This window comes from uncultured Escherichia sp., from assembly GCF_948475835.1.
Taxonomy (GTDB): Bacteria; Pseudomonadota; Gammaproteobacteria; order Enterobacterales; family Enterobacteriaceae; genus ECMA0423.
On record NZ_CAOLGM010000109.1, the window covers coordinates 7,250 to 16,671 of the forward strand.

At 52.9% G+C, this 9,422-nt stretch carries 8 protein-coding genes and 2 pseudogenes (1 of these 10 cut by a window edge); 8 read left to right on the plus strand and 2 right to left on the minus strand.

Translation table 11 applies throughout. The annotated features are described in order from the left end of the window. The 5 genes and pseudogenes from dnaE to tilS form a co-directional block, all read left to right on the plus strand. A pseudogene (gene dnaE, locus QZF50_RS18140) lies at window positions 1-1,958 on the plus strand (DNA polymerase III subunit alpha); it begins 1,517 nt to the left of the window's first position. 12 nt (window positions 1,959-1,970) lie between these two features. Then, window positions 1,971-2,930: an acetyl-CoA carboxylase carboxyl transferase subunit alpha gene (gene accA, locus QZF50_RS18145; protein WP_000055741.1), complete on the plus strand. Its 960-nt coding sequence runs from the start codon at window positions 1,971-1,973 to the stop codon at window positions 2,928-2,930. Window positions 2,931-3,028: 98 nt separating this feature from the next. Then, complete coding sequence (gene ldcC, locus QZF50_RS18150) at window positions 3,029-5,170, plus strand: lysine decarboxylase LdcC (RefSeq protein ID WP_001020973.1); 2,142 nt, start codon at window positions 3,029-3,031, stop codon at window positions 5,168-5,170. Window positions 5,171-5,226: 56 nt separating this feature from the next. After that, complete coding sequence (locus QZF50_RS18155; RefSeq protein WP_000901098.1) at window positions 5,227-5,616, plus strand: VOC family protein; 390 nt, start codon at window positions 5,227-5,229, stop codon at window positions 5,614-5,616. 64 nt (window positions 5,617-5,680) lie between these two features. Then, window positions 5,681-6,979, plus strand: a complete 1,299-nt coding sequence (tilS, locus tag QZF50_RS18160) for a tRNA lysidine(34) synthetase TilS (protein ID WP_001676327.1) — start codon at window positions 5,681-5,683, stop codon at window positions 6,977-6,979. Window positions 6,980-7,027: 48 nt separating this feature from the next. Here tilS and rof read toward each other — a convergent pair whose 3' ends face one another. Beyond that, window positions 7,028-7,288, minus strand: a complete 261-nt coding sequence (rof, locus tag QZF50_RS18165; RefSeq protein ID WP_000062312.1) for a Rho-binding antiterminator — start codon at window positions 7,286-7,288, stop codon at window positions 7,028-7,030. Continuing rightward, window positions 7,275-7,475 carry a YaeP family protein gene (locus QZF50_RS18170; RefSeq protein WP_000417058.1) on the minus strand — a complete coding sequence of 67 codons (201 nt, stop codon included), beginning with the start codon at window positions 7,473-7,475 and terminating at the stop codon, window positions 7,275-7,277. Before QZF50_RS18170 ends, rof begins: the two co-directional genes overlap by 14 nt. A 165-nt stretch (window positions 7,476-7,640) precedes the next feature. Between QZF50_RS18170 and QZF50_RS18175 the strand changes: the two are divergent. The 3 genes and pseudogenes from QZF50_RS18175 (at window position 7,641) to nlpE (ending at window position 9,301) form a co-directional block, all read left to right on the plus strand. Then, a pseudogene (locus QZF50_RS18175) lies at window positions 7,641-8,158 on the plus strand (YaeQ family protein). Further along, window positions 8,155-8,577: an alternative ribosome rescue aminoacyl-tRNA hydrolase ArfB gene (gene arfB, locus QZF50_RS18180; protein WP_000635545.1), complete on the plus strand. Its 423-nt coding sequence runs from the start codon at window positions 8,155-8,157 to the stop codon at window positions 8,575-8,577. Before QZF50_RS18175 ends, arfB begins: the two are co-directional and overlap by 4 nt. A 13-nt stretch (window positions 8,578-8,590) precedes the next feature. Continuing rightward, window positions 8,591-9,301, plus strand: a complete 711-nt coding sequence (gene nlpE / locus QZF50_RS18185; RefSeq protein ID WP_000239192.1) for an envelope stress response activation lipoprotein NlpE — start codon at window positions 8,591-8,593, stop codon at window positions 9,299-9,301. Window positions 9,302-9,422 lie beyond the last annotated feature (121 nt).

Here is a 9,422-nt window from a genome sequence, read left to right on the forward strand (position 1 = left end):
GTAAGCACGCCGGTGGGGTGGTTATCGCACCGACCAAAATTACCGATTTTGCGCCGCTTTATTGCGATGAAGAGGGCAAACATCCGGTCACCCAGTTTGATAAAAGCGACGTTGAATACGCCGGACTGGTGAAGTTCGACTTCCTTGGTTTGCGTACGCTCACCATCATCAACTGGGCGCTGGAGATGATCAACAAGCGGCGGGCGAAGAATGGCGAGCCGCCGCTGGATATCGCCGCGATCCCGCTGGATGACAAGAAAAGCTTCGACATGCTGCAACGCTCGGAAACCACTGCGGTATTCCAGCTTGAATCGCGCGGCATGAAGGACCTGATCAAGCGTCTGCAACCTGACTGCTTCGAAGATATGATCGCCCTGGTGGCACTGTTCCGCCCCGGTCCGTTGCAATCAGGGATGGTGGATAACTTTATCGACCGTAAACATGGTCGTGAAGAGATCTCCTATCCGGACGTGCAGTGGCAGCATGAAAGCTTGAAACCGGTACTGGAGCCAACCTACGGCATCATCCTGTATCAGGAACAGGTCATGCAGATTGCCCAGGTGCTTTCTGGTTATACCCTCGGTGGCGCGGATATGCTGCGTCGTGCGATGGGTAAGAAAAAGCCGGAAGAGATGGCTAAGCAGCGTTCTGTATTTGCTGAAGGTGCAGAAAAGAACGGAATCAACGCCGAACTGGCGATGAAAATCTTCGACCTGGTGGAGAAATTCGCGGGTTACGGATTTAACAAATCGCACTCTGCGGCCTATGCTTTGGTGTCATATCAAACGTTATGGCTGAAAGCACACTATCCTGCGGAGTTTATGGCGGCGGTAATGACCGCCGATATGGACAACACCGAGAAGGTGGTGGGCCTGGTGGATGAGTGCTGGCGGATGGGGCTGAAAATCCTGCCACCAGATATAAACTCCGGTCTTTACCATTTCCACGTCAACGACGACGGCGAAATCGTGTATGGTATTGGCGCCATCAAAGGGGTAGGTGAAGGTCCGATTGAGGCCATCATCGAAGCCCGTAATAAAGGCGGCTACTTCCGCGAACTGTTTGATCTTTGCGCCCGTACCGACACCAAAAAGTTAAACCGGCGGGTGCTGGAAAAACTGATCATGTCCGGGGCGTTTGACCGTCTTGGACCACACCGCGCGGCACTGATGAACTCGCTGGGCGATGCGTTAAAAGCGGCAGATCAACACGCGAAAGCGGAAGCTATCGGTCAGGCCGATATGTTCGGCGTGCTGGCCGAAGAGCCGGAACAAATTGAACAATCCTACGCCAGCTGCCAACCGTGGCCGGAGCAGGTGGTATTAGATGGGGAACGTGAAACGTTAGGCCTGTACCTGACCGGACACCCTATCAACCAGTATTTAAAAGAGATTGAGCGTTATGTCGGAGGCGTAAGGCTGAAAGACATGCACCCGACAGAACGTGGTAAAGTCATCACGGCTGCGGGGCTCGTTGTTGCCGCGCGGGTTATGGTCACCAAGCGCGGCAATCGTATCGGTATCTGCACGCTGGATGACCGTTCCGGGCGGCTGGAAGTGATGTTGTTTACTGACGCCCTGGATAAATACCAGCAATTGCTGGAAAAAGACCGCATACTTATCGTCAGCGGACAGGTCAGCTTTGATGACTTCAGCGGTGGGCTTAAAATGACCGCTCGCGAAGTGATGGATATTGACGAAGCCCGGGAAAAATATGCTCGCGGGCTTGCTATCTCGCTGACGGACAGGCAAATTGATGACCAGCTTTTAAACCGACTCCGTCAGTCTCTGGAACCCCACCGCTCTGGGACAATTCCAGTACATCTCTACTATCAGAGGGCGGATGCACGCGCGCGGTTGCGTTTTGGCGCGACGTGGCGTGTCTCTCCGAGCGATCGTTTATTAAACGATCTCCGTGGCCTCATTGGTTCGGAGCAGGTGGAACTGGAGTTTGACTAATACAGGAATACTATGAGTCTGAATTTCCTTGATTTTGAACAGCCGATTGCAGAGCTGGAAGCGAAAATCGATTCTCTGACTGCGGTTAGCCGTCAGGATGAGAAACTGGATATTAACATCGATGAAGAAGTGCATCGTCTGCGTGAAAAAAGCGTAGAACTGACGCGTAAAATCTTCGCCGATCTCGGTGCATGGCAGATTGCGCAACTGGCACGCCATCCACAGCGTCCTTATACCCTGGATTACGTTCGCCTGGCATTTGATGAATTTGACGAACTGGCTGGTGACCGTGCGTATGCAGACGATAAAGCTATCGTCGGTGGTATCGCCCGTCTCGATGGTCGTCCGGTGATGATCATTGGTCATCAAAAAGGTCGTGAAACCAAAGAAAAAATTCGCCGTAACTTTGGTATGCCAGCGCCAGAAGGTTACCGCAAAGCACTGCGTCTGATGCAAATGGCTGAACGCTTTAAGATGCCTATCATCACCTTTATCGACACCCCGGGGGCTTATCCTGGCGTGGGCGCAGAAGAGCGTGGTCAGTCTGAAGCCATTGCACGCAACCTGCGTGAAATGTCTCGCCTCGGCGTACCGGTAGTTTGTACGGTTATCGGTGAAGGTGGTTCTGGCGGTGCGCTGGCGATTGGCGTGGGCGATAAAGTGAATATGCTGCAATACAGCACCTATTCCGTTATCTCGCCGGAAGGTTGTGCGTCCATTCTGTGGAAGAGCGCCGACAAAGCTCCGCTGGCGGCTGAAGCGATGGGTATCATCGCTCCGCGTCTGAAAGAGCTGAAACTGATCGACTCCATCATCCCGGAACCGCTGGGCGGCGCTCACCGTAACCCGGAAGCGATGGCGGCATCGTTGAAAGCGCAACTGCTGGCGGATCTGGCCGATCTCGATGTGTTAAGCACTGAAGATTTAAAAAATCGTCGTTATCAGCGCCTGATGAGCTACGGTTACGCGTAATTCGCAAAAGTTCTGAAAAAGGGTCACTTCGGTGGCCCTTTTTTATCGCCACGGTTTGAGCAGGCTATGATTAAGGAAGGATTTTCCAGGAGGAACACATGAACATCATTGCCATTATGGGACCGCATGGCGTCTTTTATAAAGATGAGCCCATCAAAGAACTGGAGTCGGCGCTGGTGGCGCAAGGCTTTCAGATTATCTGGCCACAAAACAGCGTTGATTTGCTGAAATTTATCGAACATAACCCTCGAATTTGCGGCGTGATTTTTGACTGGGATGAGTACAGTCTCGATTTATGCAGCGATATCAATCAACTTAATGAATATCTCCCGCTTTATGCCTTCATCAACACCCACTCGACGATGGATGTCAGCGTGCAGGATATGCGGATGGCGCTCTGGTTTTTTGAATATGCGCTGGGGCAGGCGGAAGATATCGCCATTCGTATGCGTCAGTACACCGACGAATATCTTGATAACATTACACCGCCGTTCACGAAAGCCTTGTTTACCTACGTTAAAGAGCGGAAGTACACCTTTTGTACGCCGGGGCATATGGGCGGCACCGCATATCAAAAAAGCCCGGTTGGCTGCCTGTTTTATGATTTTTTCGGCGGGAATACCCTCAAGGCTGATGTCTCTATTTCGGTCACCGAGCTTGGTTCGTTGCTCGACCACACCGGGCCACACCTGGAAGCGGAAGAGTACATCGCGCGGACTTTTGGCGCGGAACAGAGTTATATCGTTACCAACGGAACATCGACGTCGAACAAAATTGTGGGTATGTACGCCGCGCCATCCGGCAGTACGCTGTTGATCGACCGCAATTGTCATAAATCGCTGGCGCATCTGTTGATGATGAACGATGTAGTGCCAGTCTGGCTGAAACCGACGCGTAATGCGTTGGGGATTCTTGGTGGGATCCCGCGCCGTGAATTTACTCGCGACAGCATCGAAGAGAAAGTCGCTGCCACCACGCAGGCACAATGGCCGGTTCATGCGGTGATTACCAACTCCACCTATGATGGCTTGCTCTACAACACCGACTGGATCAAACAGACGCTGGATGTCCCGTCGATCCACTTCGATTCCGCCTGGGTGCCGTACACCCATTTTCATCCGATCTACCAGGGGAAAAGTGGTATGAGCGGCGAGCGTGTTGCGGGAAAAGTGATCTTCGAAACGCAATCGACCCACAAAATGCTGGCGGCGTTATCGCAGGCTTCGCTGATCCACATTAAAGGCGAGTATGACGAAGAGGCGTTTAACGAAGCCTTTATGATGCATACCACCACCTCGCCCAGTTATCCCATTGTTGCTTCGGTTGAGACGGCGGCGGCGATGCTGCGTGGTAATCCGGGCAAACGGCTGATTAACCGTTCGGTGGAGCGGGCGCTGCATTTTCGCAAAGAGGTCCAGCGGTTGCGGGAAGAGTCTGACGGTTGGTTTTTCGATATCTGGCAACCGCCGCAGGTGGATGAAGCCGAATGCTGGCCCGTTGCGCCAGGCGAACAGTGGCACGGCTTTAACGATGCGGATGCCGATCATATGTTTCTCGATCCGGTTAAAGTCACTATTTTGACACCGGGGATGGACGAACAGGGCAATATGAGCGAGGAGGGGATCCCGGCGGCGCTGGTGGCAAAATTCCTCGACGAACGTGGGATCGTAGTAGAGAAAACCGGCCCTTATAACCTGCTGTTTCTCTTTAGTATTGGTATCGATAAAACCAAAGCAATGGGATTATTGCGTGGGTTGACGGAATTTAAACGCTCTTACGATCTCAACCTGCGGATCAAAAATATGCTACCCGATCTCTATGCTGAAGATCCCGATTTCTACCGCAATATGCGTATTCAGGATCTGGCGCAAGGGATCCATAAGCTGATTCGTAAACACGATCTTCCCGGTTTGATGTTGCGGGCATTCGATACTTTGCCGGAAATGATCATGACGCCACATCAGGCATGGCAGAGACAGATTAAAGGTGAAGTAGAAACCATTGCGCTGGAACAACTGGTCGGTAGAGTATCGGCAAATATGATCCTGCCTTATCCACCGGGCGTACCGCTGTTGATGCCAGGAGAAATGCTGACCAAAGAGAGCCGCACGGTACTCGATTTTCTACTGATGCTTTGTTCCGTAGGGCAACATTACCCCGGTTTTGAAACGGATATTCACGGCGCGAAACAGGACGAAGACGGCGTTTACCGCGTACGAGTCCTAAAAATGGCGGGATAACTTGCCAGAGCGGCTTCCGGGCGAGTAACGTGCTGTTAACAAATAAAGGAGACGTTATGCTGGGTTTAAAACAGGTTCACCATATTGCGATTATTGCGACGGATTATGCGGTGAGCAAAGCTTTCTACTGCGATATTCTTGGTTTCACGCTGCAAAGCGAAGTCTATCGCGAAGCGCGCGACTCGTGGAAAGGGGATTTGGCGCTTAATGGGCAATATGTGATTGAGCTTTTCTCTTTTCCGTTCCCGCCGGAGCGCCCCAGCCGACCGGAAGCTTGCGGCCTGCGTCATCTGGCTTTTAGCGTTGATGACATCGATGCGGCAGTGGCGCACCTTGAAAGCCATAACGTGAAGTGTGAAGCCATCCGTGTCGATCCATACACGCAAAAACGCTTCACCTTCTTTAACGATCCGGACGGGCTGCCGTTGGAACTGTATGAGCAGTAAGGCTTGTCATCGCCGCATTTGCCCGGTAACGTGCCGGGCATTGCTACTGTAAAATCGCACCATCATGACACTCACGCTCAATAGACAACTTCTCACCTCACGCCAGATTCTGGTGGCCTTTAGCGGCGGGCTTGACTCCACCGTTCTGCTGCATCAGTTGGTGCAGTGGCGGACGGAAAATCCGGGCGTCACTCTGCGCGCTATTCATGTGCATCACGGTTTAAGTGCCAATGCCGATGCCTGGGTTACGCATTGCGAAAACGTCTGCCAACAGTGGCAGGTGCCGCTGGTGGTCGAACGCGTACAACTTGCGCAAGAGGGGCTGGGGATTGAGGCCCAAGCGCGGCAGGCGCGTTATCAGGCATTTGCCCGTACCCTATTGCCCGGCGAAGTGCTGGTCACCGCGCAACATCTCGACGATCAATGTGAAACCTTTCTGCTGGCGCTAAAACGCGGTAGCGGCCCTGCCGGGCTTTCGGCTATGGGGGAAGTCTCGGAGTTTGCCGGAACACGGCTTATCCGCCCGTTGCTTGCCCGCACGCGGGGGGAACTGGCGCAGTGGGCATTGGCGCATGGTTTACGCTGGATTGAAGACGAAAGTAATCAGGACGACTCATACGATCGTAACTTTCTGCGCCTGCGCGTAGTGCCGTTATTGCAGCAGCGTTGGCCGCATTTTGCCGAAGCAACGGCCCGCAGCGCCGCACTTTGTGCTGAACAAGAGAGTCTGTTGGATGAACTGCTGGCGGATGATTTAGCACACTGCCAAACGTCGCAGGGGACGCTGCAGATTGCGCCAATGCTAGCGATGAGTGATGCCCGTCGCGCGGCGATTATCCGCCGCTGGCTGGCAGGGCAGAATGCACCGATGCCTTCCCGCGACGCGCTGGTGCGGATCTGGCAGGAAGTGGCGCTGGCGCGGGAAGATGCCTCCCCCTGTTTACGTTTTGGCGCGTTTGAAATACGGCGCTATCAGTCGCAACTGTGGTGGATTAACTCCGTCACCGGGCAAAGTGAAACCATTGTGCCGTGGCAGACGTGGCTACAACCGCTGGAATTACCGGCGGGGCTGGGAAGCGTACAGCTTACTGCGGGAGGCGATATTCGCCCTCCGCGTGCAGACGAAGCGGTCAGCGTGCGTTTCAAAGCGGCAGGATTGCTGCATATTGTCGGGCGCAACGGCGGACGTAAGCTGAAGAAAATCTGGCAAGAGTTAGGCGTGCCGCCGTGGCTACGTGACACCACGCCACTGCTGTTTTATGGCGAAACGCTGATTGCGGCGGCAGGGGTATTTGTGACGCAAGAAGGTGTGGCTGAAGGTGAGAATGGCGTAAGTTTTGTCTGGCAGAAAACGCTTAGTTAAGTGAAAGCCGGATAAGACGCATCAAACGTCGCATCCGGCGAAAGTCAATCAGGACTCGCTCACCACCACCGTACCGATTTCCGGGTGGCTAAAGCTGGTAATTTTATCCAGACGTAGCTCACGGGTTTCGCCAGCGGCCTCGACGACCAGATACTCCACATTTTTGCGGGAGACTAAATCGCTGGCTTTTGCCTGCAATTTTTCGCCATCTTTCAGCTCAAGTGTCAGCATTAAATGATGCTGGCAGGCGAGCTCAAGATTATCGTAATCATCACAATTGATTGGTTGATACGTATCATTCATTGACATAATCGCTCACCAGTAAGTTTGCCGCAGCGTATGCTGCTTTTTCCCTGACAGCCTCAGAAAGGGCGTCGTCGGCAGCCATTTCATTCAGCACTTTCAAAACGCAGCCCAGCGCGTCCGGAACGTATCCTAAGTCTCCGCTGGCGATTTCCGCGTACCGCTTGCGTATTAACTCACAATATTTTTCCACATGCCCTCCTGTCAGCACTCTGACTTAACCGTGGATGCAAGTCTAAGCCTACGAAGATAAACTCTGTTTCGCAAGGTGACTATACCACACTCATTTCTGCAATATCAGCGCCGCAACTGCACGTATTCCGTTACAATGGCCTCCTGATTCGAAAGGAGTTTTCTTATGGCGCTTAAAGCGACAATTTATAAAGCGACGGTTAATGTGGCCGATCTCGACCGCAACCAGTTTCTCGATGCCTCTCTGACGCTGGCGCGCCACCCTTCAGAAACCCAGGAGCGAAATATGCTGATGAACGTCTGCAATTTACCCGTGGTTTGTGTGCCGATGATGAGCCGGAAGCGTGGCTGCGTAACGATCACCTGGGCATTGATTTGTGGATTGAGCTGGGGCTGCCGGATGAGCGGCGGATTAAGAAAGCCTGCACCCAGGCCGCAGAAGTGGCGCTGTTTACCTATAATAGTCGGGCGGCGCAAATCTGGTGGCAGCAAAATCAGAGCAAATGTGTGCAGTTTGCCAATCTTTCCGTCTGGTATCTGGACGATGAACAACTGGCGAAAGTAAGCGCCTTTGCCGATCGTACCATGACGCTGCAGGCAACGATTCAGGATGGCGTGATCTGGTTATCGGACGATAAGAATAATCTGGAAGTTAACTTAACCGCCTGGCAACAACCTTCATGATTGTGATTTCCCGACATGTTGCTATTCCCGATGGTGAGCTTGAGATCACCGCCATTCGTGCGCAGGGCGCGGGCGGGCAGCATGTTAATAAGACCTCAACGGCCATTCATCTGCGTTTTGACATTCGGGCGTCCAGCCTGCCAGAGTATTACAAAGAGCGTCTACTCGCCGCCAGCCATCATTTGATCAGCAGTGATGGCGTGATTGTCATTAAGGCACAGGAATACCGCAGTCAGGAACTGAACCGCGAAGCCGCGCTAGCCCGGCTGGTGGCAGTGATTAAAGATTTAACAACAGAACAAAAAGCCCGACGACCCACGCGGCCCACCCGTGCATCGAAAGAGCGCAGGCTGGCATCGAAAGCACAAAAATCAAGCGTGAAGGCGATGCGCGGCAAAGTACGCAGCGGTCGGGAATAAAAAGAAGGAATAGATGGTGAAAAAAGCGATAGTGACAGCGATGGCTGTAATCAGCCTCTTTACTCTGATGGGATGTAATAACCGGGCCGAAGTCGATACGCTTTCTCCAGCACAGGCTGCCGAACTGAAACCGATGCCGCAAAGTTGGCGCGGCGTGCTGCCGTGTGCTGATTGCGAAGGAATCGAAACCTCTCTGTTCCTCGAAAAAGACGGAACATGGGTGATGAATGAGCGTTATCTCGGTGCTCGTGAAGAACCTTCCTCCTTCGCTTCCTACGGTACATGGGCGCGAACCGCTGACAAGCTGGTATTAACCGACAGCAAAGGTGAAAAGTCATATTATCGGGCGAAAGGCGATGCGCTGGAGATGCTCGATCGTGAAGGCAATCCGATTGAATCGCAGTTCAACTATACGCTGGAACCGGCACAATCTAGTTTACCTATGACGCCGATGACCCTGCGAGGCATGTATTTTTATATGGCTGATGCGGCGACCTTCACTGATTGCGCGACCGGAAAACGTTTCATGGTAGCGAATAACGCAGAGCTGGAGCGTAGCTACCTGGCTGCGCGCGGTCACAGTGAAAAACCGGTGTTACTGTCAGTAGAAGGTCACTTTACGCTTGAGGCTAATCCGGATACTGGTGCGCCAACCAAAGTATTAGCGCCCGATACGGCGGGTAAATTTTACCCGAATAAGGATTGCAGTAGTTTGGGGCAGTAAACCTGCTTAAGGCAGAAACAAACGCAAAATTGCCTGATGCGCTGCGCTTATCAGGCCTTGTATTATCCCTCCAGTGCAGAGAAAATCGGCCAGTTTTCTCTGCCTGCAGTCCGCATGCCGT